This is a genomic window from Arthrobacter zhaoxinii (assembly GCF_025244925.1).
Taxonomy (GTDB): domain Bacteria; phylum Actinomycetota; class Actinomycetes; order Actinomycetales; family Micrococcaceae; genus Arthrobacter_B; species Arthrobacter_B zhaoxinii.
Map to the genome: position 1 here is coordinate 2,180,690 of NZ_CP104275.1, position 25,953 is coordinate 2,206,642.

The following is a 25,953-nucleotide window of genomic DNA, read 5'->3' on the forward strand; positions in this document are numbered from 1 at the left end:
TCCTATCATCCCCCAACTGTGCTTAAGTCGTCCCCCGGCTCCAGCACCGGTTCGCCCGGGCGGGGCTTCGAACCCAGCCGCCAGGACATACGGTGCAGCGGCGTGGGGCCGTGGACGTCGATGGCTGCGCGGTGAGACCCGGTTGCGTAGCCCTTGTTGATTTCCCATGAATAATGCGGGTTCGAAGCGGCAAACTCTACCATCATGGCGTCGCGTTCAACCTTCGCCAGCACGCTGGCGGCTGCCACGCTCAGGCACTGCATGTCCGCCTTGATCCGGGTGTGCACGGGCGCGGTGCAACCTTCTCCGGCCGCCGCCGCAGGACCGCCCGCCGGTTCCTCGAAGTCGTCGAAGAGGCTGCCCTGCCGCTCGGGCGAGAGCCAGTTGTAATTGCCGTCCAGCAGCACAACGTCGGGGCACACCGTCAGGCACACCTGATCCCACGCGCGGGTGCCGGCAAGCCGAAGGGCCGCCGTCAGCCCGTGCAGGTCGATCTCGGCGGCGGTCGCATGGCCGACACCCCAGGCGAGGGCCCACTTCTTGATCTGCGGAACCAGCGCATTCCGGTCCGCCACGGAAAGCAGCTTGCTGTCGCGCACGCCCTTGAGGGACCGCGCGCTGGCCAGGTCCACGGCCACCAGACCCACCGACACCGGTCCGGCCAGGGCACCGCGGCCGACTTCGTCGCACCCGGCAAGGATCCGGTGACCGGAGGCGGTGAACGTACGTTCGAGCCGCAGGGTGGGGGCCTTGGCGGTGGAACTCACTGGCCGCTGCTCGGTTCGGGGACGTCCTCGAAGACCTCCGGATAGCTGCTGACCCCGCCGACGCGGTTCAGGGGCCACGCCGTGACGACGGCCTTGCCCTCAATGTCCTTCACGTCCACGAAGCCGCCGCCGTCACCGTACTGGTGCTCCCGCGAATCCGCGGAGGCGTTGCGGTGGTCGCCCATCACCCAGACCTTTCCTTCGGGGACAACCACGTCGAAGGGGATGTCGGAGGGAGTGGCGCCGGGGTACAGGTAGGGCTCGTCCAGGGGTTCGCCGTTGACGGTGATCCGGCCCTCGGAGTCGCAGCAGACCACGTGGTCGCCTTCGGTGCCGATGACCCGCTTGACCAGGTGCTGCTGGGACTCGTCCGGCAGCAGCCCCACAAAGGTCAGTGCCTCACGGACCGGATTGGCTGCCTTCTCAGGGGTCTCCGGCAGCCAGCCCTTGGTGTCCTTGAAGACGACGACGTCGCCGCGGTTCAGGTCCATGGGTTCGGGGACCAGGAGGTTCACAAAGATACGGTCGTTGATTTCCAGTGTCTCCTCCATGGATCCGGAGGGAATGTAAAACGCCCGGAAAAGGAACGTCTTGATCAGGAAGGACAGCACCAGTGCTATGACCACGATGGTGAGGACTTCCCTGAGCCAGGCACCGAAGCCGCGCTTTTTCTCCTTCGGCGCGTTCGCTGCGTGGTTCCGCTGTTCCCCGGAGCCGGGCGTCCCGTCAGGGGACTGGTCCGGTTGCTGCGACATTGCGTTTCCTCTTATTTCTCCGTGTTCCACTCGGCTCCTAAGGATAGCCGGTCAAGATTGGTACCGCGTTCGAGCGGCCAAAGAATCCGCTGGGCCTGTCCGATCACCCGTTCGGTGGAAATCAGGCCGCCGCCGGGAGCTCCCAGCAGTGAGCGGGAATCCGCCGAGACTGAGCGGTGGTCCCCGAGCAGCCACAGCCTGCCTTCCGGGACGACGACGTCGAACGCGGAGTCGCTGGGAGTGTCACCTGGATAAACGTACGGCTCATCCACCGGAGTTCCGTTGACCGTAATCCGGGGATCCCCGTCGGAGCAGCAGCTCACATGGTCTCCCGCCACGCCGATGACCCGTTTGACGTAGACGGTGTCGCTGCCGGCCAGACCGAGCCAGCGCCCGACCGTCACGGCGGCGTCGGCCAGGGCCGGGCGTCCGCTGTGCAGCGGGGCCAACGAGCCCCGGCCGTCGAACACCACCACGTCGCCGCGCTGGATCTCCGCCGTATCGTAGGCGGTGCGGGACACGAGGATCCGGTCACCGGGTTCCAGCAGCGGCTGCATGGAGTCCGAGGGGATGTAGAAGACGTCGAAAAGGAAAGCCCGGACGAGTGCGGCGAGGATCACGGCGGCGGCGAGAGCACATAGCACAAAACGCCAGCCCACAAACCGGGGCCGGCGTTTCGCGTGCTTCGCGGGGGGACCCCCGGAGGCGGATGCTGCAGTCAAGTAAGTTACTTGGCGGGACGGAAGTCGCGCTTTTCCTTGATCTTGGCTGCCTTGCCGCGCAGATCGCGCATGTAGTACAGCTTCGCGCGGCGGACGTCGCCCTTGGAGACAACCTCGAGCTTGTCGATGACCGGGGAGTGTACCGGGAAGGTACGCTCCACGCCGACGCCGAAGCTGACCTTGCGGACCGTGAAGGTCGCGCGGAGGCCATCACCCTGGCGCTTGAGCACGAAGCCCTGGAAGACCTGAACACGGGTGTTCTTGCCTTCGATGATGTTTACGTGAACCTTGACGGTGTCACCGGCGCGGAACTCGGGGATGTCCGTACGCAGGGAAGCTGCGTCAACAGAATCTAGGATGTGCATTGTGTATCACTCCTGGTGAACGCCACAGGTCATTCACTTTGGTAACGGCAGCAAGAATGCGCCCGAAGGCTGCACGGATGCTGTCGAAGCTAAAAGACCGGCAGGACCGAGGATGGAATGCCGGTGTGTACATATCTGTTGGCCGCGTTCCCCCTGTGGCAGGTACGGACCCAGATGACACAACTCCCTATTTTGCCACACGCACTTCAACGGCACCAATCCGGCGCCGGGGTCAGGCCGGCGGGTGGACCCGGCCGTCGCGGATCTCGTAGCCCAGCGCCGCCAGGGTGGCACGGTCGGCCTTGTCCAGAGTGGAGGCGTCAAGCTTTTCGAGCAGATCCGGCCGGCGGGCTGCGGTGCGCTGCAGCTGTTCGTCCCGCCGGAACCGGGCGATCTTCCCGTGGTTTCCGCTGAGCAGGACCTCCGGGACCGCACGCTCGCGCCAGGCGGAGGGTTTGGTGTACACCGGGTATTCCAGCAGTCCGTCCGAGTGGGATTCCTCCACCAGGGACTCGGGATTGCCGACGACCCCGGGCACCAGCCGGCCCACGGCTTCCACCATGGCCAGCACCGCCACTTCACCGCCGTTGAGCACGTAGTCGCCGAGGCTGACGGGACGGACATCGAAGCGTTCCCCGGCCCATTCCAGCACCCGCTCGTCGATTCCCTCGTAGCGGCCGCAGGCAAAGACCAGCTGCTTTTCCTCGGCCAGCTCGTAGGCCATGGCCTGGGTGAAGACGGCACCGGCCGGCGAGGGGACAATCAGGACCGGCCGCTCGTCGCCGTCGCCGGCCACCGCGTCCAGCGCCTGCGCCCACGGTTCGGGCTTCATAACCATGCCCGCTCCCCCGCCGTACGGGGTGTCGTCCACGGTCCGGTGCCGGTCGGTGGTGAAGTCCCGCAGGTCATGGACGGCCAGGTCCAGCAGGCCTTCCTGCCGGGCCTTGCCGATCAGGGACAGCTCCAGGGCGGCGAGGTACTCCGGGAAGATGCTGACGACGTCGATACGCACTTACTGTCCGGCTTCCTTCGTGTCGGCCGGCGCTGCGTCCTTTTTGTCCTCGGGCTTGTTCAGCTCGAAGAGGCCCTCCGGCGGGGTCAGCAGCACGTAGCCGTCCTCAATGTTCACTTCGGGGACGATCGCCTCGACGAACGGCACGAGGATCTCCTCGCCGCGGGTGTCCTCGACCACGAGCAGGTCCTGGACGGTGAGGGTACGCAGGCCGCTGACGGTTCCGACGACGTCGTCGCCCACCCGTGCCTTCAGGCCCACCAGTTCGTGCTCGTACCAGCCTTCGTCGTCGTCGTCCTCATCCACCGTTTCGGTGTCGATGAACAGCTTGACGCCGCGCAGTTCCTCCGCACCGTTGCGGTCCGTGATTTCATCGAACCCCAGCAGCAGGATGTCCTTGTTCCACCGGGCGCTGATCACCGTCAGCGGGCCCTTTGCCGCCGGCTCGACGGTAAGTTCTGTGCCCGGGACAAAGCGGTCCTCCGGTGCGTCGGTCAGCACCTGGACGGTTACTTCACCGCGGATGCCGTGCGGCTTGCCGATGCGTGCCACCTGTAACTGCATGGAATCTCCTCTGTGGGGGTTTTCGTCGCCCGGGTTGGCCGGCGCCTGAAAAAAATCCGGCCCCTTCACCATTATCTGGTGTCGGGGCCGGATCCTGTGTACTGCTGTTACTGCTCTACTTCCGGTACTGCAGTGAAGAACTGTTCGCTTCCGCTGCGCCGTCGGTGATCATTTTCAGATCAGCGGCGCCGGTCCGTGTCCACTACGTCCACTCGTACCGGCTCACCGTTGGCAAGGGCTGCAATGACCGTGCGCAGTGCGCGTGCGGTCCGTCCCTGCCTGCCGATGACCCGGCCGAGGTCGTCCTGGTGAACCCGAACCTCGAGGGTTTCCCCGCGACGGTTGCTCTTGGCGGAAACCTTGACGTCCTCAGGACTGTCAACGATTCCGCGCACGAGGTGCTCCAGCGCTTCAGCGAGCAAGTTACTCTGCCTCAGCCTCGGTGGAGGCCTCGGGGGCCTCTTCCTTCTTAGCCTTGGGGGTGATGGCCTCGGGGACAATCACGGACTTCTTTTCGGGAACCACGAAGGGCTCCTTCGGGGCCTTGGTACGCAGGGTACCTTCCTGGCCTTCGATGTTCTTGAACTTCTGCCAGTCACCGGTGATCTTCAGCAGTGCTGCGACCTGCTCGGTGGGCTGGGCACCGACGCCGAGCCAGTACTGCGCACGGTCCGACTTGATGTCGATGTACGACGGCTCTTCGGTCGGACGGTACAGTCCGATTTCTTCGATGGCACGGCCATCGCGCTTGGCACGGGAATCCATGACAACGACGCGGTAGTGTGCTGAGAACTTCTTGCCAAGGCGCTTAAGGCGAATCTTTACGGCCACTTTTGTGGTCACTCCTGATCTGAAATGGGGCGAACCCGTACTTCTGCTCCCGTGGGGCGGGCCATAACGTTGGGGTTCAAAAGGACAAGATGCATGCACGGAGAGAGGGTCCGCGCAGATCGAGTACCTGACCATTGTGCCAGATGAGTCCATGTTTGGCGACTCTTGCGGCCGCGGCGGATATCCGCGGATTTTCAGGCGACGGCAACACGCAGCCGGTTGCGCCACGGGTCCTCGAAACGCAGCTCCGCCCCGGTGGAGTGGCTGGAAATCCCGGCGTGCCGGAGACGGTCCGCCAGCCCGGCGACGTCGTCGGCTGCGGGAACGCTGATGAGCACCTCCCCCAGGCCCAGCGTGTCCCTGCGCGGTCCGGCACCGCGGCTGTTCCAGACGTTCATCGCCATATGGTGGTGGTAGCCGCCCGCGGAAACAAAGAGTGCCTGTCCGTGGAAGCCGGCTGTCCGTTCGAACCCGAGCGTGTCGATATAGAAAGCGGCGGCGGTTTCCGTATCCCCCACCTGCAGGTGGACGTGCCCGACGGCGGCATCGGCAGCCCGGAGTCCACCCAGTGCCGCTTCGGTGAGGTGGTCACGGAAGTAGGCCTGCGAAGACAGCGGCAGCGACGCCATCCGCACCTCACGGCCGGCCGCGGTCTCGTCCCAGCCCCAGGTGTCCCGGGGCTTGTCATAGTAGAGCTCGATGCCGTTGCCTTCGGGGTCGGTGAAGTAGAACGCCTCGCTGACGAGGTGGTCCGCGGAGCCGGCAAAGGCCGACGGGTCATACCGGGCCGCCGAGGCAACCGCAGCGGCGAGGTCAGCCCGGGTTTCAAAGAGTATGGCGGTATGGAACAGGCCTGCCTCCCCACGGGAAGCGACCTGCAGGTCCGGCCCCGGGGCCAGATGCACCAGGGGAACGCTCCCGCGGCCCAGGTACATGCCGCCGTCGGACTCCGCCACCACGTCCAGACCGAGGGCGGCGCGGTAGTAGGCGGAGACGTTCGCCAGGTCGCCGACCTTGAGCATCACGGTGCCCATGGCGAGAGCGGCGGGCAGCAGGTCCCGGGCATTTACTTGAAGGTTCATGCAATGAGTTTACTTGAAGCTTCATCTAATCCCAAAGTAGGCGGAAACAGCACAAAAGGGCCATTGTCCGGCGACCTCATGCCTGTTACGGTCGGCACGGCAATGGGCCGCGGACAAATATCAACGGGGGAAACCGCATGCTGGGTGCAAAGCGAAGTGGAGCGGGGATGGGCCAGTCAACGGCCCAAAGAAAACGCAAACCATCCGGCGGAAGGACAAAGCGCAGGGTGCTGGGGGTCGTCACCGGCATCGGCGTCGTCTTGGCGGTGCTCGGCGCGGCTATGGTGGCCTTGAACCTGTTCGTCTTCTCCCATACCTACAATCCGTCCTGGTGGGATGATGACGTCCCGGTTCCGGAAACGTTCGTCCCCGCCTCCTCTTCCGAGATCGACGAACTCAGCGTCCTCTCCTCCGTCCCCGGGGTCCTGTTCCTGATCGCGATGTGCTTCATCTCCATCGGACGGGTCCTGCGCGGCGGGGTGGGCATAGCCCTCGCCCAAGGTCCGGCGCGCGGAACGGTCGTCTCCGCCAACACCTATCTCTCCCCGCGGGCCCACTTGGCGTGGCTGGGTGTGGCGCTGGCCTTCTGGATCGTCCTCGTTCCCGTTCCCGTCATACTGTCCCTCGGGGGCAGGTGGCCTGCGACCGTCAGCGACGCCACGCGGGATCAGGTCTGGGTCAATCTGGTGCTCTACGGCGGCCTCGCCGCGGCAATCGCCGGCACCCTTCTCGTCTCCCACCACAAGAAGCAGCACTATCTGGCGCTGGCCGCCGCCGATAACCTCCGGCTGGACGAGCCGCAGCGCGAAATCTGGCGCTGGCTCACGTTCCGCTGGCGCTTCGACCTGTGGCTCGGAGGGTCCGGAGGAGCATTCACCGGCGCCTCGTTTTCCGCCCTGGCCTACGACCACCCCGCTGCCCTGGTGATCCTCCTGGCCATCGGCATCGTTCTCATGGTCCTCGGGGTACTGCTGGCGCGGCAGTACTGGCGGGCTGAGCTGCCCCTGGGACTGGCGGAATCCTACTCTTAGGACGCCCCGGACGACGACGGCCGGGGCGCCGGGCCTCGTCGGTTGAGCAGGTCCCGACGCATGGCGACCCGCTCCCCCAGAGCATCCAGGCCCAGACTGATTTCGTGCTCCCGCACCGCCGCCAGTTCGCCGTCGGGCTCCGCCACAACCTCGAAGCCGCAGCTGGCGTAGAACGGGGCATTGAACGGAATCCCGGCAAACGTGCACAGTGTCATGGACGTGTAGCCCTGCTGCCGCGCCCAGCCGAGAGCGGCCTCAACCAGCGCCCGGCCCAGTCCGGCTCCGGCAGCATCGGGATGTACGGAAAGCTGCTCCAGGTGGGCCTGGCCGTCAACCTCCTCGAGGCGGGCGAAGCCGACGGGCGGATCGCCGCCCACCAGGAGGTGGAGGGAAGCGGCGAGCTCCTGAACCGTGGCAGGCGGCGGCAGCTCCCCGGAGCCTGCGGGCAGCAGCCCGTCCAGCAACGTGTCGGAGGCCGCTTCCAGCGCGGGCAGCACGGGAAGATCGCCGGGGCCGGCGTTCCGGATGGACGGTCCGAGCATCAGCTGTCCCCCGTCCGGTGGCCCCGGGCGAGGAACTCCCGGATCGCCTGTCTGCCGGCGTCCGTGTCCTGCGGCCGGTGGTTCCCGCCGACCTGCCGGTGTTCGGCTCCGGTGGAGACCAGGAAATCCGCCACCTCCTCGTACAGCGGCTCCCATCCGCCGGTGAGGACCAGCGTGGGAACGCCCGGAACAATGTCCAGCGGCGCGTCATCAAAGAGGGGCTGCTGCAGGTTGCGGTGGGCGGCGGTGGCCGGCAGGTCCCGGGTCAGGGAGAACACGGCAGGCTCGCATAAAACCAGGGAGTGGACCTTTGCCGGATTCCGCAGTGCAGCCAGCATGGCCGGAACCGCACCGGCCGAGTGCGCCACCAGGTGTCCGCCGTCGTCCAGCGCATCGCAGAGGATGGCAATGTCAGCTTCCAGGTCCGGCGGCAGCGGTTCGGCGACGGCGTCATAGCCGTGGCGCTTCAGGAACAGGCAGTCATAGTCCAGGGCAAGCCCGTGCTGCCGGGGCCAGGCGGCCGCACCGAAACTGCCGGCGCCGTGCACAAACACCACACGTTCCCGAGGCAAGCCCACTCCTAGCGTCCAAGGATTCCGGAGAAGCCCTCAACCGGGGGCATCATCCTGCGGAGCGACGGTGCTGCCAGCGGCGCCGGGGCGGCAGCCTCGCCGTCCACCAGCTCTACGATGGTGCCCAGTTCCAGGGCCTGGAGCGCGGCGTGCCGGCGCTCCTCGTCCAGGCCCTCACCGCAGTCCTCCAGGGGAACAAAACGGGCCTCCCGCTCCCCGCCGGCTCCGGTGAAGGCCGTGACGGAGGTGGTCACCGTACCGCCGTCGAACAGGAAGGCGATGGAGTCGCCCTGCCCCTGGACTCCCTGCACATAGTCCAGCACCAGGACGCGGCCGACGTCGAACTCCGGATCCAGGGTGGCGCGGGCAATGCGGCGGGCGGCCGAGCGGGGATCTTCCCCGCTTTTCACCACACCGCCGGGCAGCTCCCAGGCGTTGCCGCTGCGCAGCAGCAGTACGCGGCCGTCAGTGGTGCGGACCAGGACGCGTGCCGTAATGCTGCGCCGGAAGACTGACCCGTAAAAGCCGCTCAGGCCCTGTGCCGCCATGCTGGTCCCTTCCTTTGGTGTCTGGGTTCCGTGGTGCCGTGGAAGCACGCATCGGCCGTTAACCACGCAACGCCGGACGAGGGGTCCGGCGCTGCGTGGTGGATGGCTGGTCCTTACTTGCCGAGGAACTTATCAAAGCCCTTGGGCAGGTTCAGCGACGCGGGATCGAAATCCGCGTCCTGGGCGCCGAAGGCGCTGCCGGTGGGCAGTGCCTTGCGGGCACCGGCGGCCCGGGCCTCTGCTGCCGCGCGTTCCTGGGCTGCCTTGGCCGGGTTGCCGGACTTGGCCTTCTTCTTGCCCTTGGCTGCCTGCTGCTTCTTGCGCGCACCGCCGAAGCCGCCGGGGCCTGCCATGCCGGGCATGCCCGGAATGCCGCCGCCTGCTGCCATTTTCTTCATCATCTTCTGCGCCTGCGCGAAACGTTCCAGCAGGCCGTTGACCTCGGAGACGTGTACGCCGGAACCGCGGGCGATGCGGGCACGGCGGGAGCCGTTGATGATCTTGGGCGCAACCCGCTCGTGCGGGGTCATGGAGCGGACGATTGCTTCGACCCGGTCGATTTCGCGTTCGTCGAAGTTTTCCAGCTGCTCACGCATGCCGGCGGCGCCGGGCATCATCATGAGCATTTTCTTCATGGAGCCCATCTTGCGGATCTGCTGCATCTGGGCGAGGAAGTCGTCGAGGGTGAAGTCTTCCTGGTCGGCGAACTTCTTCGCCATCCGGGACGCTTCATCCTTGTCCCAGCTCTGCTCGGCCTGCTCGATCAGGGTGAGGACGTCGCCGAGGTCCAGGATGCGGCTGGCCATGCGGTCCGGGTGGAAGACCTCGAAGTCGGTCAGGCCCTCGCCGGTGGAGGCGAACATGATCGGCTTGCCGGTCACCGAGGCCACGGACAGTGCGGCACCGCCGCGGGCGTCGCCGTCGAGCTTGGTGAGGACCACGCCCGTGAAGTTCACGCCCTCGTTGAAGGCCTGGGCCGTGTTGACGGCGTCCTGGCCGATCATGGCGTCAATGACGAACAGGACTTCGTCCGGGTTGATCGCGGCGCGGATGTCCGCGGCCTGCTGCATCAGTTCGGCGTCCACGCCCAGGCGGCCGGCGGTGTCGACAATAACGACGTCGTACAGCTTGGTGCGTGCTTCCTCGATGCCCTGGCGGGCGACGGCGACCGGATCGCCGGTGGCGGACTCGAACTCGGAGGAGACGCCCGGGTGCGGAGCGTAGACGGGCACGCCGGCGCGTTCGCCGTTGACCTGCAGCTGGCGGACGGCATTGGGGCGCTGCAGGTCCGCTGCGACCAGCAGCGGGCTGTGGCCCTGGGACTTCAGGTGCTTGGAGAGCTTGCCGGCGAGGGTGGTCTTACCGGCACCCTGCAGGCCCGCGAGCATGATGACCGTGGGCGGGTTCTTGGCCAGGCGCAGCCGCCGGGTCTCGCCGCCGAGGATGCCCTTGAGCTCCTCGTTGACAATCTTGACGACCTGCTGGCCCGGGTTCAGCGCCTGGGAAACCTCCAGGCCGAGGGCGCGTTCCTTGACGGAGGCAGTGAACGCACGCACCACGGGAACGGCGACGTCGGCGTCCAGCAGGGCGCGGCGGATCTCGCGTACGGTGGCGTCGACATCGGCCTCGGTCAGCCGGCCCTTGCCGCGGAGGTTCTTGAAGGTTGAAGTCAACCGGTCAGACAGTGAATTGAACACGCGCCGCGCACTTCTTTCGTCAGTTCTTCGCCATGTTGGCAGGCCCAGCTGTTAAGGGTACCAAGCCGCTCCGGCTATTTGGCCCTCCTGCCCCCGCTGTTCACAAGGACCGCCCGGCTGGAGCACCAGCCGGGCGGTAGTTCCTCCTGCGTCCGAAGGACCTAGAGGGCGGAGTCCCCGCGCTCCCCCGTCCGGACCCGGAGGGCTTCCTCCACGTTCACCACCCAGACCTTGCCGTCGCCGGCGCGGCCGGTGTTGGCCGTGGAGACCAGCACGTCCACAATGTCGTTGACCCAGTCATTGGCCACCAGGATCTCCACCCGCACCTTGGGCAGCAGGTCCACGGTGTATTCCGCGCCCCGGTAGACCTCGGTGTGTCCGCGCTGGCGGCCGTATCCGTTGGCGGAGCTGACGGTCAGTCCCTGGACCCCGTAGCTTTCCAGGCTGCCCCGGACCGCGTCGAGCTTCTCCGGCCGGACAATAGCGGTTACGAGTTTCATGAGTTGACCGTCTCCTTAGGGGTGGTGGTGCGTGCCGTGTCCTGGAAGGGGCTGAAGGAACCGCCGGTGCCCAGTCCGCCGAATTCGTACGCGGTTTCGGCGTGTTCGCTCAGGTCCACGCCGTTGACCTCGTCTTCCTCCGAGATCCGGAAGCCCATGGTCTTGTGGATCGCGAGCCCGATCAGCAGCGTGAGGACACCCGAGAAGACGATGGCCACTGCCGCAGCTGCTGCCTGGGCCCCGAGCTGGCCCAACCCGCCGCCGTAGAACAGGCCCCCGCCGGCGCCGTCGACCGGCAGTGCGATGAATCCGAGGGCGAGGGTGCCCGCCAGGCCGGCCACGAGGTGCACGCCGACGACGTCGAGCGAATCGTCATAGCCGAGCCGGTATTTCAGCCCGATGGCCAGGGCGGACAGGACGCCGGAAACCAGGCCGAGCCCCACGGCGGCCAGCGGGCTGACGTTGGCGCAGGCGGGGGTGATGGCAACGAGTCCCGCGACGACGCCGGAGGCCGCTCCCAGCGATGTGGCCCGCCCGTCGCGCACCCGTTCCGTCAGCAGCCAGCCGAGCATGGCGGCGGCCGGTGCTGCGAGGGTGTTGATCCAGATCAGGCCCGCTTCTTCGGCAGTGCCGGCAGCGCCGCCGTTGAACCCGAACCAGCCGAACCACAGCAGGGCGGCTCCGAGCATCACGAACGGGATGTTGTGCGGGCGCTGGTTGGGGTCCTTTCCGAAGCCCTTGCGCCGGCCGAGGATCAGGGCCAGCACCAGGCCGGCCACGCCGGCGTTGATGTGCACCACGGTGCCGCCGGCGAAGTCGATGGCTTCACCCACCACCGACCCCACGGCGCCTTCGGCACCGAGGAGGCCGCCGCCCCAGACCATAAAGGCCAGCGGGCAGTAGACCAGGGTCACCCAGATCGGCACGAAGACGGCCCAGGCGCCGAACTTGGTCCGGTCAGCAACTGCGCCGCTGATCAGGGCCACGGTGATGATGGCGAATGTTGCCCCGTAGCCGGCGGTGATGAGGTCCTCGCTGCCGAGGATGTCTTTCAGCCCGAAGGAGGTGAAGGGGTTGCCGAACAGCCCGGCGACGCCGTTCCCGCCGGTCATGGAGAAGCCCCAGAGGACCCAGACCACGCCGATGATTCCGATCGAGACGAAGCTCATCATCATCATGTTCAGCGCTGCCTTGGCGCGGGTCATGCCGCCGTAGAAAAATGCCACGCCCGGCGTCATAAGCAGCACGAGCGCTGCTGAAATCATTACCCAGACGTGACCTGCTGACAGATCCATCTTCACGTCCCTTCACAAATGGCGGGCATCTCCCGCACAAGGAACTCTGCCGGGGCCAGATTTCCGGCCCGGCCCGGTGGTGTTGCCGGGAGGTTACAAACCCGGCGTTGAAGTTAAAGAATCGTGACGGACACATTTCGGCCAGGTTTCCCCGCGCGGTGCGGCCGCAGGGAACCGGCCTGCCGGGTCGCTAGGATGAGGGCACTGTCTCAAACCCCTAAGGACCATCCCCCGTGCCACACGCGAGCCCAGACCATGACACCCCGGATTCGAAAAAACCCGTCCGACGCCGCACAAAGGTGCTCGCCGCCGTCGCAGGCGTGGCGGTTATCGCTTCCGCCGCAGTAGCCGCGCCGCTCCTGCTGGACGACAAGGACACCGCTCCGGCCGCGGCGGCCCCCAGCGGCACGCCGTTCACCGTCGAGGCGAAGCCGACCCTGCCGCCCGCTCCGGCGTTTACGTTCTACGAACAGGCGGGCCCGCCTGCCGGCTCTCCGCTGAATCCGGTGGAGCCGCTGAGCATCAACGTGGCGGCGGAAACCACCGGCACCTCGCTGCCCTCCGGCCTGATCGGGCTTTCCCTGGAAGCCACCGACCTTGCCGATCCGTCACTGTCCGGTGACAACCCCGAGATGGTGCAGTCCCTCTCCGGGCTGGGCCGCCCGCTGCTGCGTTTCGGCGGCAATGCCGTGGACCGCCGGTTCTTCTGGACCTCCGCCGGCGAAGCCATTCCCGGCAACCTGTCCGGGGACAAGGCGCACCCCGTGCGGGCCGTAACCCCGGCGGACCTGGAGCGGGTCAACACCCTCCTCGAAGCGGTGGACGGACAGATTGCCCTCACTGTGGACCTGGGCAATTACGATCCGGCACGTGCCGCGGACATGACCAAACACGCGGCGGCCATCTTCGGCGAGCGCCTTGTCGGCGTCACGGTAGGCAACGAGCCCAACGGGTTCGCCAAGACCGGTCTGCGCGGATCCGACTACGGCATCGACGCCTACCTGGTGGAGCTGAAGGCCTACGCCGAGGCAATGCACGCCGTGGCGCCTTCCGTGCCGATCGTCGGCCCGGGCACCTACGAGTCGTCCTGGTGGTCGGCGTTCGCCAAGACCCCCCTGCCGCAGGAGCGGATTCTCTCCTACCACCACTACCCGCTCTCCTCCTGCGAAGGCTCGGATCCCCTGGGCGAACCGGTGATGGGCAACCTGACGAACAGGTACATCCATGACCACGCCAACGAGTTCCGCGGCGTCGGCCTGAAGCCCGCCCAGGAAGCAGGGCTGCAGGCCTGGATCCCGGAAACGGGTGTCTCCGCCTGCCCGGGCAGCAACGAAACCACCAAGACCCACGCGTCGGCGGTGTGGAGCGCCGATTATGCCCTGAGCGCCGCGCAGATGGGCATCTCCAGGGTCAGCTTCCACAGTTCGCTGATCACCTGCCAGGGCGGTCCGCCCATGTCCGCCATCTGCGTAGGCGGGGCCTACCTGCAGCCCAACGGGATGGTCGATGAACGGTCCAACTACTACGGAATGTCGATGGTCGCGGAAATGGAGCCGGGCGACTTCCTGAAACTCGATACCGCCGGCGGCGGTCTTTCCTACCCGTACGCGGTGCGGCACGCGGACGGAAGCGTCAGCGTGGCGGTAGTGAACAACAACAACCCGGAAACCGACGCCCCGACCAACGTCAGCCTGCAGCTGCCGGGCAAGGCCCTCACCGGGACCATGACGCAGATGACCGGCACTTCGTACTCCTCTCAGGACAGCACCCTGATTGACGGCCGGCCCGCAGAGGGCGTGCCTGCCGCCGAACGGCTGACCGTCCCCGGGTTCGAGTACGGTTCCGCCACCCAGACGTTCCCGCTCACCGCCGGAACTGTCACGGTCCTGAACTTCACGTTCTAAACCGCCGGCCGGGCTTTCCGCCCACAAAAAAGGGCCCCGTACTGAGTACGGGGCCCTTTCTTGTGCTCGCTGTTAGCTGCTAGCTCAGCAGGGCATCCACGAAGCTCTCGGCCTCGAACGGCGCCAGGTCATCCGCACCCTCGCCCAGTCCCACCAGCTTCACCGGCACACCCAGGGTGCGCTGGATCGCGACGACGATGCCGCCCTTGGCGGTGCCGTCCAGCTTGGTCAGGACAATGCCGGAGATGTTGACGACCTCGGCGAAGACCTTCGCCTGGGTCAGGCCGTTCTGGCCGGTGGTGGCATCCAGGACCAGCAGGACCTCGTCCACGGCTGCCTGCTTCTCGATGACGCGCTTGACCTTGCCGAGCTCGTCCATCAGACCGACCTTGTTCTGCAGTCGCCCGGCGGTGTCGATCAGGACCACGTCCACGTCGCCTTCGATGCCGGCCTTGACCGCTTCGAACGCCACGGAGGCGGGGTCGGCGCCGTCGATCTCGGAGCGGACGGTGGGCACACCCACGCGCTGTCCCCAGGTGGCGAGCTGCTCGGCGGCGGCGGCGCGGAAGGTGTCGGCCGCACCCAGCAGCACGTCCTTGTCCTCGGCCACGAGGACGCGGGCCAGCTTGCCCACGGTGGTGGTCTTGCCGACGCCGTTGACGCCCACCACCATCACGATGGCGGGGGTCTCGGCGTGGCGGGTTACGGCCAGGGAGCGGTCCATGGTCGGATCCACCAGCTTGATCAGTTCCTCGCGCAGCATCGCGTGGACTTCCTGGGGATCCTGGCTGCCGGACACCTTGACCCGCTGGCGCAGGGCGTCCACGAGTTCCATGGTGGGTTCGGTGCCCAGGTCGGCGAGGAGGAGGGTTTCCTCGATCTCGTCCCAGACGTCTTCGTCGATGGTGTCGCGGGAGAGCAGCGCCAGCAGCGCCTTGCCCAGCGCGTTGTTGGATTTTGCCAGCCGGGCACGCAGCCGGGCCAGCCGGCCCTGCACGGGTTCGGGCGTCTCGATGCCCGGCGCCTGCGGGGCGGGGGCTTCCTCCAGATCGCGCAGGTCATCCGGGACGACGACGTCGGTCTCCCCCGGCGGCGCCTCGAGGGTGTCGGTGCCGCCGCCCGTTCCGGTGACCGGATCGTTGGCGTCCCGGCGGGTGGGGTACATGCTCTTGGGGGTCCGCCGGGTCCGTACCAGCAGTGTCGCGGAGAAGCCGACAACGGCGATCGCAACAAGGACATAGATCACTATCGAAAGGGTCTCATTCACGCTCCCAAGCTTCTCACACGCTGCTCATTCGCTCCCCGGGAATCTGAGAGAATCGCCTTATCATGGTGCGCTCCCCCAGAATCCCAATCCCCCAGGAAATCCAGGTCCTTATCGCGGCCGCCTTCGTCATAGCCCTTGGCTTTGGCCTGGTGGCGCCGGTACTGCCGCAGTTCGCGCAGAGTTTCGACGTCGGCGTCACGGCTTCCGCCGTGATTGTCAGCGCGTTTGCGTTTACCCGGCTGGTGTTCGCCCCGGCCGGCGGCATGCTGCTGGAAAAGCTCGGCGAGCGCCCGGTCTACATTGCCGGCCTGCTGATCGTGGCCCTGTCCACCGCCGCGTGTGCCTTTGCACAGAGTTACTGGCAGCTGCTGGTCTTCCGCGGCCTGGGCGGCATCGGCTCCACCATGTTCACCATCTCGGCCATGGCGCTGATCATCCGGCTGGCGCCTCCGGAGGTCCGCGGCCGGGTCTCCGGCGCCTATGCCTCCTCCTTCCTGCTGGGCAACATCGGCGGACCGCTGCTCGGCGGCCTGCTGGCGGGCCTTGGACTGCGCGTACCGTTCCTGGTCTACGCCGCCGCCCTGGTGCTGGCCGCCGGCGTCGTCTACTTCCGGCTGAAGGATGCCCGGCCCGCCCCCGGAACCGAGGACACGCAGGCCGCGGCCAAGCCGGTGCTGACCGTGCGGGAGGCCCTGCGCGATTCCTCCTACCGGGCGGCGCTGGCCTCCTCCTTCGCCAACGGCTGGTCCTCCTTCGGGGTACGCAATGCCCTGGTCCCCCTGTTCGCCGCCGCGGCGCTGTCCGCCGGACCGGAGGTGGCGGGTATATCCCTGACCGCGTTCGCCGCGGGCACCGCCGTCGTCCTGACCTTCTCCGGCCGGCTGGCCGACAGCTGGGGCCGCAAGCCCCTGGTCCTCATCGGCATGGCCGTGAACGCCGTGGCCACCGGGCTGATGGGCTTCAGCTCCAGCGTTCCGGAGTTCCTGATCATCTCCGTCATTGCGGGCATGGGCACCGGGCTGCTCAATCCCGCCCAGCAGGCGGCGGTGGGTGACATCATCGGCAACGGACGCAGCGGCGGCAAGGTCCTGGCCACCTTCCAGATGGCCAGCGACACCGGTGCGATTGCCGGACCTATCCTCGCCGGCATGCTCGCCGATTCGCTGGGTTACTCGTGGGCATTCGGCGTCACCGGCGCCATCGGCCTGCTGGGCTTCCTCGCCTGGCTGGCGGCGCGCGAAACCCTGCCTGCCCGCAAACCGGCTCCCGCCCCTACTACCATCGAGGAATGAAGCCTTTCCTGCTCCTGGCCACCCGGGCCGAAGATGATGCCGCCGACGAGGAATACGCCTCGTTCCTGCGTTTCGGCGGGCTCGCCGAGGAACAGCTGCACCGGGTACGCCTCGAAGCCGCCCCGCTGCCGCCGGTGGACCTGGATTCCTACAGCGGCGTGATTGTGGGCGGCGGCCCGTTCAACTCCAGCGACCCGGAGGAAACCAAGTCCCCGGTCCAGGTGCGGGTGGAATCGGAAATGGCCAAGCTGCTCGACGACGTCGTGGACCGCGACTTCCCGTTCTTCGGCGCCTGCTACGGGGTGGGCACGCTGGGACGGCACCAGGGGGCAACAGTGGACCGGCGCTACGGCGAGCCCGTGGGCCCCGTCGAGGTCCGGCTGACACCCGAAGGCCGCCGGGATCCCCTCCTGGACGGCGTGCCGGACAGCTTCGCCGCCTACGTGGGGCACAAGGAAGCCGTGGCCGAGCTGCCGCCGCACGCGGTGAAGCTCGCCGGATCGGCGACCTGCCCGGTGCAGATGTTCCGGGTGAAGTCCAACCTCTATGCCACCCAGTTCCATCCCGAACTGGATGTGGCCGGGCTGCTGACGCGGATCTCCGTGTACCGGCACGCCGGCTACTTTGAGCCGGACGAGGCGGAGACGGTGATGGAGGCGGCCCGCGGATCGGCCGTGCACGTGCCGCCGCGGGTGCTGCGCAACTTCGTTCAGCGGTACGCGGCCTAACCCTGCTGTGCGCCGGCGTCCGTTCCGCGCTCGATCCGCTGGCTGATCACCGTGGACACGCCGTCGCCGCGCATCGTGACGCCGTAGAGCGCGTCCGCCACCTCCATGGTGCGTTTCTGGTGGGTGATGACAATCAGCTGGCTGGACTCGCGCAGCTCCTCGAAGATGCCGATCAGCCGGCCGAGGTTCGTGTCATCCAGGGCCGCCTCCACCTCGTCCATCACGTAGAACGGCGAGGGCCGGGCCTTGAAGATGGCCACCAGCAGGGCCACCGCGGTCAGCGACCGCTCACCGCCGGAGAGCAGTGAAAGCCGTTTGATTTTCTTGCCGGCGGGCCGGGCATGGACCTCGATGCCCGTGGTCAGCATGTTGTCCGGATCGGTCAGCACGAGGCGGCCTTCCCCGCCCGGGAACAGCCGGCCGAACACCTGCCGGAACTGCTCGGCGGTGTCCCGGAAGGCAGCGGTGAAGACCTCCTCCACACGGCGGTCGACGTCGGCAATGATGTTCAGCAGGTCCTTCCGGGTGGCCTTGAGGTCTTCCAGCTGCGTGGACAGGAACTGGTGGCGTTCCTCCAGCGCCGCGAATTCCTCCAGCGCCAGGGGATTGACCTTCCCCAGCGCGGCAAGATCCCGTTCGGCGCGTTTCAGCCGTTTCTCCTGCTCTGCCCGCACATACGGGATGCCGTCCAGGAGCGGATTGCCGTCCTCGTCCACCGGGGTCCGCAGGGCAGCCCACTTGTCGCCGCTGACCGGCTCGGCCGGCACCGGAACGGGTTGATCCGGCCCGAAGTTCGCCACCAGGTGCTCGGGCGTTATGCCCAGCTCCTCCAGGGCACGGGTTTCCAGTGCCTCGATCCGCAGGCGCTGCTGTGCGCGGGCGAGCTCGTCGCGGTGGACCGAATCCGTGAGCCGGGCCAGTTCGGCGGCGGCCTCGTTGGTGGCGCTGCGGACGGCGGCCAGTTCGGCGTCCCGGGCGGTCCGGGTCTCCTCGGCCCGGGTCCGTTCCTCGGCCGCCAGCGCCAGGGACACCTGCAGGTGGGCCAGCACGGCGTCCGCTGCCGCACCAACGGCCACGGCCCGGGCATGCTCCGCGGCCCGGCGCCGCGCCCGTTCCGCGGCGGCAGCGCGGGCCCGGCGTTCGGCCTGGGCGGCGCGTTCTAGGGATTCGGCGCGGCCGGCGACGGCCTTGAGCTGCTCCTCGGCCGAGCGCAGGCCGAGCCGGGCGTCCGTTTCGGCCCGGCGTGCGGAGGCTGCGGCGAGCGCCAGGGCGTCCCGGCGGTCGGCGGACGGTTCCTCTTCGGGTCGGTGTTCCTCGCCCGCGGCAGCCAGACGCTCCGCTACGGCGGCCAGGTTCGCTTCTTCCGCCACCACGTTGGCTTCGGCTGCCGCCATCAGGGACGAAAGCCGTTCAGCTTCCCCCGAGGCGGCGCGCAGGGCGGAGCCCAGGGTGCCGAGCCGTTCGGCAACCGCAGCGAGCCGGGCATCGGACTCGTGCAGGGCCGCGAGCGCCGCGTCCGTCCGTACCCGGCAGGCCTTCACCCGTGCGGCGGCAGCCCCGATGCCGGCTCCGGCTTCCTCCGCACGGGTCCGTGCCGCGGCCAGCCGGGCGTCGGTCTCCTCCACCGCTGCGGATATTTCGAGCAGGCCCGGGGCCGAGACGGATCCGCCGCGGACGCTGAACGCGGTGAGGACATCGCCGTCGGCCGTCACTGCCGTGGCGTCGGGAGCGGCCGCCAGCAGGCTCACGGCCGATTCCAGGTCGGCTACGGCGACGGCAGAGCCCAGCAGCGCGTTCAGCGCATCCTGCACCGTGGCATCGGCACTCACCAGGGACAGCACAGGCACCGCGCCGGGCGGGAGCTCCGCGGGCAACTCCCGGACCGGGGCGGACGTCCCGGACAGCAGCAGGTCCGCCTGTCCCTCCCCCGCATCCTTCAGGTGCTGCAGTGCCTGCGCGGCGGCGCCGAGGTCCCCGGCGGCCAGGGCATCCGCTGCCGTGCCCAGGGCCGCGGCGACCGTCCGTTCATAACCCGGCTTGACGCTGACCAGGTCCGCCAGCGGCACCAGCACCCCGTCCAGACCGGCGTCCCGCAGGAAGGCAGTGCCGTTCCGCCGGTCCAGGCCGACGGCGAGCGCCTCCCGGCGGGCGGCCAGGTTCTCCGCCTCGCGGAGTGCTTCCTGCCGGGCCTGCTGCAGCTGCTGCAGCGCCTCTTCGGCTTCCTCCGCAGCTGCCTGCGCTTCTTCGTACTCGGCATCCAGGTCCGCTTCGCCCGCTTCGGCGCCGGCGGCCGAGCCTTCCAGCTTCTCGAACTCTTCCTGTGCACGGGCACGGCGTTCCTCGGCGGCGCTGATCGAAGCCCGCAGCCTGCCCACCTCGGAGCGGGACGAGGCCACCCGTGAGCGGGCGGCTTCCACCGAGCCGGTCAGCCGGGCCAGGCCCTCGCGCCGGTCCGCGGCAGCCCGCAGCAGTCCGGTGTACCGCTTCTCTTCGGCGGCGGCGTCCGCTTCGGCGGCCTCGCGGATCTCCACGGCGTCCTCAAGCCGTGCCCGCCGGTCTTCGATGTCGGCTTCCAGGGCCGCTGCTTCGGCGCGGATCCGGTCTGCCGAGGCCTGCAGCTGTTCCGGGTCCCGTCCGCTGCCCGCGTCCGGTTCCGCCGTGCCCAGCAGCCGGGCGCGTTCGGCCGCGAGGGCGGCGAGGGAACGGAACCGCTCCTGCAGCGAGGACAGCTCGTACCAGGTGTCGCGGGCTTTGTTCAGCTGCGGTGCCGCTTCGGCAGCCAGGGCCTCCAGCGCCGCCTGGCGCCGGCGCCCGGCGGCAACGGCGGCGTCGACCTCGGCCCGGCGTGCCTTCAGGGCGTTCTCATCCGCAGCCTCTTTCTGCCAGGCAGCGGTCAGGGTGGCCAGGTCATCGGCGAGCAGGCGTGACCGGGCGTCCCGGGCATCCTGCTGCACGGTCTTGGCCCGGCGGGCGACGGCGGCCTGCTTGCCCAGCGGTCCGAGCTGGCGGCGGAGCTCCGCCGTGAGATCCGTCACCCGGGCCAGGTTTGCCTGCATGGCGTCGAGCTTGCGCAGGGTTTTTTCCTTGCGCCGGCGGTGTTTCAGGATGCCCGCGGCCTCTTCGATGAACCCGCGGCGCTCCTCCGCTCCGGCGTGCAGCACCTTGTCCAGCTGCCCCTGGCCGACGATGACGTGCATCTCGCGTCCCAGCCCGGAGTCCGAAAGCAGTTCCTGGATGTCCAGCAGGCGGCACGGGCTGCCGTTGATGGCGTACTCGGACCCGCCGGCACGGAACAGCGTGCGCGAAATGGTGACCTCGGAGTATTCGATCGGCAGGGCGCCGTCGGCGTTGTCAATGGTCAGCGAAACCTGGGCCCGGCCCAGCGCCGCGCGGCCCGAGGCCCCGGAGGTGCCGGCGAAAATAACGTCTTCCATTTTGCCGCCGCGCAGGGTCTTGGCGCCCTGCTCGCCCATCACCCAGGCCAGGGCATCCACCACGTTGGATTTTCCGGACCCGTTGGGGCCAACCACCGCCGTCACACCGGGTTCGAATTCAAAGGTGGTGGCCGATGCGAAGGACTTGAATCCTCGCATGGTCAGGGTCTTCAGATGCACGGGGGTTAATCTCTCCTACCGGGGTTGATTCCTTAAATCTACGCGGTTAGCGTCAAAATTCCGCTCTACTCGGAGAGCGTAATCCGGCTTTTGCCTCCGGAATCGCGGGGCCGGTAAGTAGGCTTCTAGAAGAGTCATATGATTTTAGGGCGTGGATGCAGGCTTCACGGCGGCCGCCAGCGCGATAAGTTCAGCAGCAGACAAGGCAGGCATTTTGACCGGGAACTTCAACTTCCAGCACTCCAACTCCGCCATCCTCAGCGTGAACAGCGTTGAAGCCCCGGTGGTCATGAGTTCCAGTGAATTCGACGAGCGCCTCGAGCCCTCGCTCAAGCGGCTGCGGCTCTCCAAGCGCATGCTCGAGCGGGTGGCGGGCGTGAGCGAACGGCGGTGGTGGGCTGCCGGCACCGCGTTCGACGACGGCGCCACCGAGGCCGGCGCCAAGGCCCTGGCCGAAGCCGGCGTCGAGGCGTCCGAAATCGGGCTGCTCATCAACACCTCCGTGACCCGCCGGAACCTTGAGCCCTCCGTCGCCGTCAAGATCCACAACGGCCTGGGGCTTCCCTCCTCCGCCATGAACTTCGATCTGGCCAACGCCTGCCTGGGCTTCGTCAACGGCATGACCCTGGCGTCCAACATGATCGACTCCGGGCAGATCAACTATGCCCTGATCGTGGCGGGCGAGGATTCCCAGGGCGTGCAGGAAGCCACGTTCGATCGGCTGAACGCCTCCGATTCCACCCGCGACGACTACCTGCGCGAATTCGCGACCCTCACCCTCGGCTCCGGCGCCGCGGCCGCCGTCATCGGCCGTGCCGACCGGCACCCGGGCTCGCACCGCATCCTCGGCGGCGTCTCGCGTGCCGGCACCCAGCACCACGAACTGTGCGTGGGCGGCATTGACGGCATGTACACCGACACCAAGGGCCTGCTGGACGGCGGACTGGAACTCGTCGTCGACGCCTGGCACGAAGCCCACGGCAACGGCTGGGACTGGACCGGGATGGACCGCTACGTCACCCACCAGGTGTCCAACTCCTACACCAACGCCATCATCAAGGCAGTGGATCTGGACCGCAAAAAGGTGCCGATCACGTTCCCGAACTGGGGCAATGTGGGGCCGGCGTCGCTGCCGATGACCCTGGCCCAGGAATCCCGTTCCCTGAACCCCGGGGACCGGGTGCTGTGCATGGGCGTGGGCTCCGGCCTGAACACCACCATGATGGAGATTGCGTGGTAGAGGAGCTTTGGCCCGGCGTTTCCCCCGCCTGGTCCTCGTTTGTCCACGTTCCCTCCACCGCCGCCGTCGAGGTTCCGGGCACGGTCCGCAAGTGGCATGTGCTCGACAACGGCCCTGACCTGGCCGCGGCCGGCGTCGAACCGGCCGGAACCCTGCTCTGCGTGCACGGCAACCCCACCTGGTCCTACCTCTGGCGCGCCCTGCTGGCCGCCGGAGCGTCCGCCGACAAGCCGTGGCGCGTGGTGGCCGTGGACCAGCTGGACATGGGCTTCTCCGAACGCACCGGTGCCTTCCGGCGGCTCGAGGACCGGATCACCGACCTCGGCAACCTGACGGACACGCTCGGGATCACCGGCCCCGTGGTTACCGTGGGCCATGACTGGGGCGGCCTGATCTCCCTGGGCTGGGCGCTGCGGCACCGCCGCCAGCTCGCCGGCGTCGTACTGACCAACACCGCCGTGCACCCGGCCGGCTACTCGCTGCCGCCGGCGCTGAAGCTGGCCCTGCACCCGGCCGTCCATCCCTGGGGCACGCGCAGCACCGACGCCTTTATCCGGGTCACGCATTCCCTGGCGCAGCCTGCCCTGCCGGCTCCCGTCCGGGAGGCCTTCGCGCTGCCGTACCGCGGCACCGCCCGCCGGCACGGGGTCGCGAACTTCGTTGCCGACATTCCCGCCGTCGAGACCCACCCCAGCTGGCGCACGCTGAACTCCGTCGCCGAGGGCATCCGCCGGCTCAATGTTCCCTCGCTGGTCCTCTGGGGACCTAAAGATCCCGTCTTCTCCGACCGCTACCTCCGCGACCTGCTGGAGCGGCTGCCGGCCTCCTCCGTGCACCGGTTCGAAGGTGCCGGGCATCTGCTGCCCGAAGACGTCGACATTGCCTCCCCCGTCTTCGCCTGGCTGCAGACCGCCGTCGAAAAGCCTGCGGATTCCGCACTCCGGCGCACTGAGCCGTTCCGGCCCATGCTCGCCGAGCTGGACGAGCGTGCAGGCGATACCAGCCCCGCCGTCGTCGACATGGCACCGCTGGGCGGCGACGGCGCGGCCGCCGGACCGCGCACCCTGTCCTGGGCCGGGCTTGCCGAACGCGTGAACGCCCTCGCCGCGGGACTTGCGGCCGCCGGTGTGCGGCCGGGAACCCGGGTGAACCTGCTGGTGCCGCCCGGCATTGAACTGACCTCGCTGATCTACGCCTGCCTGCGCCTGAACGCCGTGATTGTGGTGGCCGACGCCGGGCTGGGCACCAAGGGCCTCGGCCGGGCCATCAAGGGCGCCGGACCGTCGTTCCTGATCGGCATCGACCGTGCGCTCATCGGCGCCCGGGCGTTCGGCTGGCCCGGCACGCGGATCAGCGTTTCCGAGTTGTCCCCGGCCCGCCGGCGGGTGCTGGGCGTGAAGCACACCGTGGAGGAGCTCATCGCCGACGGCGCCGGCTCCGAGGTGCCGTGGTACCCGGCAGATCCCGATGCCGACGCCGCCGTGCTCTTCACCTCCGGTTCCACCGGTCCGGCCAAGGGCGTGGTGTACACGCACCGGCAGCTGGCCGCCATGCGTGATGCCATCAAGGACACCTATAACCTGCGTGCCGGCACCTCGCTGGTAGCCGGCTTCGCGCCGTTTGCCCTGCTGGGACCGGCGCTGGGCGCGACGTCGGTGACGCCGGACATGGATGTCACCTCGCCTCGCACGCTCACTGCCGCGGCCCTGGCCGATGCAGCGGTGGCCGTGGATGCCACCACGATCTTCGCCTCGCCCGCAGCGCTGACGAATGTGCTGGCGACCTCCGGAGAGCTGGATGCTCCGCAGCGGGCCGCGCTGGCCCAGGTGGAACTGCTGCTTTCGGCCGGTGCACCGATTGCCGAGCCGCTGCTGGCCCAGGTGCAGGACCTGGTGCCGAAGGCGTCCCTGCACACCCCGTACGGCATGACCGAGGCGCTGCCCGTCACCGACATCAGCCTGGAAGGCATCCGTGCCGCCGGGTCCGGCAACGGTGTCTGCGTCGGCACTGCGGTGTCCCGCGCCGAGGTGGCCATTGCCGAAGTCTTCCCGGACGGGTCCGTGGGCAGCGAACCGCTGACCGTCCCGAACCGTACCGGCGAAATCCTGGTCAGCGCCCCGCACGTCAAGGACCGCTACGACCGGCTCTGGATCACCGAGAGCCACAGTGCGTCCATTGACGGCTGGCACCGCACCGGCGACGTCGGGCATTTCGACGACGAGGGCCGGCTGTGGGTGGAGGGGCGCCTGGGCCACATCCTCAGCACGGCGGACGGCGTCCGCACTCCGGTAGCCGCGGAACAGGCTGCCGAGGCGGTCGACGGCGTGGGCCGCGCGGCGCTGGTCGGCGTCGGACCTGCCGGAGCGCAGGTTCCCGTGGCCGTGGTGGAGACCGATCCTCCTGCACGCCGCGCCGGAACCGCGTCCCCGAAGCTGACCGCAGCCGTGCGGTCCCGCGTGGCCGGGCTGGTCGGGCTCGATCTGGCAGCAGTGCTCGTGCTGCCGCAGATGCCCACCGACATCCGGCACAATTCCAAGATCGACCGCACCGCACTGGCCGGCTGGGCGTCCCGCCTGCTCGCCGGCGGTCCGGTGCCGCGCCTGGGTAAGGGCAAGCGGTGAGTGCCCTGGCTCCGCGCAATGTCCTAGTCACCGGCGCGAGCGGCCTGCTGGGCGGCGCCGTCGCGGACCTGCTGGAGGCCAAGGGCCACAAGGTCCGCACCCTCCAGCGCCGGCCGGGAGTTCCGGGCCGGGACTCCGTGGCCGGGTCCGTTGCCGATCCCGCTGCCGCCGCCCGTGCCGTCGACGGGATGGACGCGGTGATTCATCTCGCCGCCAAGGTCTCCTTCACCGGTGAATGGCGGGAGTTCGAGGAAACCAACATCGTCGGCACGCAGGTCCTACTGCAGGCTGCACAGGCTGCCGGCGTCCGCGACGTCGTCTTCGTATCGTCTCCGTCCGTGGCGCACTTCGGCGAACCGATTGCCGGTGCAGGTGCCGGCACTGCGGACCCGGCCCGCGCCCGCGGTTTCTATGCCGCCTCCAAGGCCGAGGCCGAGCTGATTGCGCTGGGGCTGAATTCCACCGGGTTCCGCGTCGCTGCCATCCGGCCGCACATTGTCTGGGGTCCGGGCGATACGCAGCTGGTCGAGCGTGTGATTGACCGTGCCCGCTCCGGCCGGTTGCCGCTGCTCGATGCCGGTGCTGCCCTGATCGACACCACCTATATCGACAACGCGGCGGCTGCCATTGTCCGCGGCCTGGAGCGGATGGATGCCGCGTCCGGCCGTGCCCTGGTGGTGACCAACGGCCAGCCGCGTCCGGTCGGCGAACTGATTGCCGGTATCTGTGCGGCCGCGGGAGTGTCCGCACCGGGCTGGAGCGTTCCGGGCAGGGTTGCCCGCGGTGCCGGAAGCCTGATCGAACGGGTCTGGTTGAAGGCGGGGAGGCGCGGTCTGGTTCACGACGAACCGCCCATGACGCGTTTCCTGGCCGAGCAGCTGTCGACATCGCACTGGTTTGACCAGCGTGAAACCCGTGAAGTCCTGGACTGGACTCCGGAAGTGTCGATTGAAGACGGCATGCTCCGGCTTGCCCGGCACTACTCCCCCACCTCCTAGGATGAT

At 68.1% G+C, this 25,953-nt stretch carries 24 protein-coding genes; 7 read left to right on the forward strand and 17 right to left on the reverse strand.

Annotation, left to right across the window (positions count from 1 at the left end; genetic code table 11):
- Positions 1–5: 5 nt before the first annotated feature.
- The 9 genes from N2K95_RS10265 to N2K95_RS10305 all read right to left on the reverse strand — a co-directional run bounded on the left by N2K95_RS10265 (position 6) and on the right by N2K95_RS10305 (position 6,098).
- A complete protein-coding gene (locus N2K95_RS10265) occupies positions 6–767 on the reverse strand; it encodes a ribonuclease HII (protein WP_260651481.1) in 762 nt (253 codons plus the stop codon).
- Complete coding sequence (gene lepB / locus N2K95_RS10270; RefSeq protein ID WP_260651482.1) at positions 764–1,522, reverse strand: signal peptidase I; 759 nt, start codon at positions 1,520–1,522, stop codon at positions 764–766. The genes N2K95_RS10265 and lepB (N2K95_RS10270) overlap by 4 nt, the downstream gene beginning before the upstream one ends.
- An 11-nt stretch (positions 1,523–1,533) precedes the next feature.
- The gene (gene lepB, locus N2K95_RS10275) at positions 1,534–2,244 is read right to left on the reverse strand and encodes a signal peptidase I (RefSeq protein WP_260651483.1); all 711 of its coding nucleotides are present in this window, start codon (positions 2,242–2,244) and stop codon (positions 1,534–1,536) included.
- A gap of 5 nt (positions 2,245–2,249) precedes the next feature.
- Entirely contained in the window at positions 2,250–2,609 is a 360-nt protein-coding gene (gene rplS / locus N2K95_RS10280) for a 50S ribosomal protein L19 (RefSeq protein ID WP_146364401.1), read from the reverse strand.
- 232 nt (positions 2,610–2,841) lie between these two features.
- On the reverse strand, positions 2,842–3,621 hold the full coding sequence (gene trmD, locus N2K95_RS10285) for a tRNA (guanosine(37)-N1)-methyltransferase TrmD (protein WP_260651484.1): 780 nt from the start codon (positions 3,619–3,621) through the stop codon (positions 2,842–2,844).
- On the reverse strand, positions 3,622–4,185 hold the full coding sequence (rimM, locus tag N2K95_RS10290; protein ID WP_260651486.1) for a ribosome maturation factor RimM: 564 nt from the start codon (positions 4,183–4,185) through the stop codon (positions 3,622–3,624).
- A gap of 179 nt (positions 4,186–4,364) precedes the next feature.
- The gene (locus N2K95_RS10295) at positions 4,365–4,607 is read right to left on the reverse strand and encodes an RNA-binding protein (protein WP_104053842.1); all 243 of its coding nucleotides are present in this window, start codon (positions 4,605–4,607) and stop codon (positions 4,365–4,367) included.
- A gap of 1 nt (position 4,608) precedes the next feature.
- Complete coding sequence (gene rpsP / locus N2K95_RS10300; RefSeq protein ID WP_229948989.1) at positions 4,609–5,016, reverse strand: 30S ribosomal protein S16; 408 nt, start codon at positions 5,014–5,016, stop codon at positions 4,609–4,611.
- A gap of 194 nt (positions 5,017–5,210) precedes the next feature.
- The gene (locus tag N2K95_RS10305; protein WP_260651487.1) at positions 5,211–6,098 is read right to left on the reverse strand and encodes a VOC family protein; all 888 of its coding nucleotides are present in this window, start codon (positions 6,096–6,098) and stop codon (positions 5,211–5,213) included.
- Positions 6,099–6,325: 227 nt separating this feature from the next.
- Here N2K95_RS10305 and N2K95_RS10310 point away from each other — a divergent pair, with 227 nt between their 5' ends.
- Entirely contained in the window at positions 6,326–7,129 is an 804-nt protein-coding gene (locus N2K95_RS10310; RefSeq protein ID WP_260651488.1) for a hypothetical protein, read from the forward strand.
- Here the strand turns inward: N2K95_RS10310 and N2K95_RS10315 are convergent.
- The 6 genes from N2K95_RS10315 to N2K95_RS10340 form a co-directional block, all read right to left on the reverse strand.
- Positions 7,126–7,671 (reverse strand): GNAT family N-acetyltransferase, encoded by a 546-nt coding sequence (locus N2K95_RS10315; protein ID WP_260651489.1) that lies wholly within the window; start codon positions 7,669–7,671, stop codon positions 7,126–7,128. The two genes, N2K95_RS10310 and N2K95_RS10315, sit on opposite strands and share 4 nt — an antisense overlap.
- Positions 7,671–8,243 carry an alpha/beta fold hydrolase gene (locus N2K95_RS10320; RefSeq protein WP_260651490.1) on the reverse strand — a complete coding sequence of 191 codons (573 nt, stop codon included), beginning with the start codon at positions 8,241–8,243 and terminating at the stop codon, positions 7,671–7,673. The genes N2K95_RS10315 and N2K95_RS10320 overlap by 1 nt, the downstream gene beginning before the upstream one ends.
- Positions 8,244–8,251: 8 nt before the next feature.
- Positions 8,252–8,791 (reverse strand): NUDIX domain-containing protein, encoded by a 540-nt coding sequence (locus N2K95_RS10325; protein ID WP_260651491.1) that lies wholly within the window; start codon positions 8,789–8,791, stop codon positions 8,252–8,254.
- A gap of 113 nt (positions 8,792–8,904) precedes the next feature.
- A complete protein-coding gene (ffh, locus tag N2K95_RS10330; RefSeq protein ID WP_255791611.1) occupies positions 8,905–10,488 on the reverse strand; it encodes a signal recognition particle protein in 1,584 nt (527 codons plus the stop codon).
- Positions 10,489–10,649: 161 nt separating this feature from the next.
- On the reverse strand, positions 10,650–10,988 hold the full coding sequence (locus N2K95_RS10335) for a P-II family nitrogen regulator (protein ID WP_146364419.1): 339 nt from the start codon (positions 10,986–10,988) through the stop codon (positions 10,650–10,652).
- Entirely contained in the window at positions 10,985–12,283 is a 1,299-nt protein-coding gene (locus N2K95_RS10340; RefSeq protein WP_255791610.1) for an ammonium transporter, read from the reverse strand. Before N2K95_RS10340 ends, N2K95_RS10335 begins: the two co-directional genes overlap by 4 nt.
- 233 nt (positions 12,284–12,516) lie before the next feature.
- On the opposite strand from N2K95_RS10340, the gene N2K95_RS10345 reads away from it, so the two are divergent.
- A complete protein-coding gene (locus tag N2K95_RS10345; RefSeq protein ID WP_260651492.1) occupies positions 12,517–14,187 on the forward strand; it encodes a hypothetical protein in 1,671 nt (556 codons plus the stop codon).
- A gap of 79 nt (positions 14,188–14,266) precedes the next feature.
- Here N2K95_RS10345 and ftsY read toward each other — a convergent pair whose 3' ends face one another.
- Positions 14,267–15,454, reverse strand: coding sequence for a signal recognition particle-docking protein FtsY (gene ftsY / locus N2K95_RS10350; protein WP_260651493.1), 1,188 nt, complete (start codon positions 15,452–15,454; stop codon positions 14,267–14,269).
- Positions 15,455–15,516: 62 nt separating this feature from the next.
- On the opposite strand from ftsY, the gene N2K95_RS10355 reads away from it, so the two are divergent.
- Positions 15,517–16,746 (forward strand): MFS transporter, encoded by a 1,230-nt coding sequence (locus N2K95_RS10355; protein ID WP_255791607.1) that lies wholly within the window; start codon positions 15,517–15,519, stop codon positions 16,744–16,746.
- Entirely contained in the window at positions 16,743–17,474 is a 732-nt protein-coding gene (locus N2K95_RS10360; RefSeq protein WP_260651494.1) for a glutamine amidotransferase, read from the forward strand. The genes N2K95_RS10355 and N2K95_RS10360 overlap by 4 nt, the downstream gene beginning before the upstream one ends.
- Here the strand turns inward: N2K95_RS10360 and smc are convergent.
- A complete protein-coding gene (gene smc / locus N2K95_RS10365) occupies positions 17,471–21,088 on the reverse strand; it encodes a chromosome segregation protein SMC (RefSeq protein ID WP_260651495.1) in 3,618 nt (1,205 codons plus the stop codon). The genes N2K95_RS10360 and smc overlap by 4 nt on opposite strands.
- Before the next feature lie 214 nt (positions 21,089–21,302).
- Between smc and N2K95_RS10370 the strand changes: the two genes are divergently transcribed.
- Genes N2K95_RS10370 through N2K95_RS10380 form a run of 3 tightly spaced genes read left to right on the forward strand, consistent with a single transcriptional unit; the run spans position 21,303 to position 25,947 of the window.
- Complete coding sequence (locus N2K95_RS10370; RefSeq protein WP_255791604.1) at positions 21,303–22,328, forward strand: 3-oxoacyl-ACP synthase III; 1,026 nt, start codon at positions 21,303–21,305, stop codon at positions 22,326–22,328.
- Positions 22,322–24,949, forward strand: a complete 2,628-nt coding sequence (locus N2K95_RS10375; RefSeq protein ID WP_260651496.1) for an alpha/beta fold hydrolase — start codon at positions 22,322–22,324, stop codon at positions 24,947–24,949. Before N2K95_RS10370 ends, N2K95_RS10375 begins: the two co-directional genes overlap by 7 nt.
- Positions 24,946–25,947 (forward strand): NAD-dependent epimerase/dehydratase family protein, encoded by a 1,002-nt coding sequence (locus tag N2K95_RS10380; RefSeq protein WP_260651497.1) that lies wholly within the window; start codon positions 24,946–24,948, stop codon positions 25,945–25,947. The genes N2K95_RS10375 and N2K95_RS10380 overlap by 4 nt, the downstream gene beginning before the upstream one ends.
- The last annotated feature ends 6 nt before the right edge of the window (positions 25,948–25,953 follow it).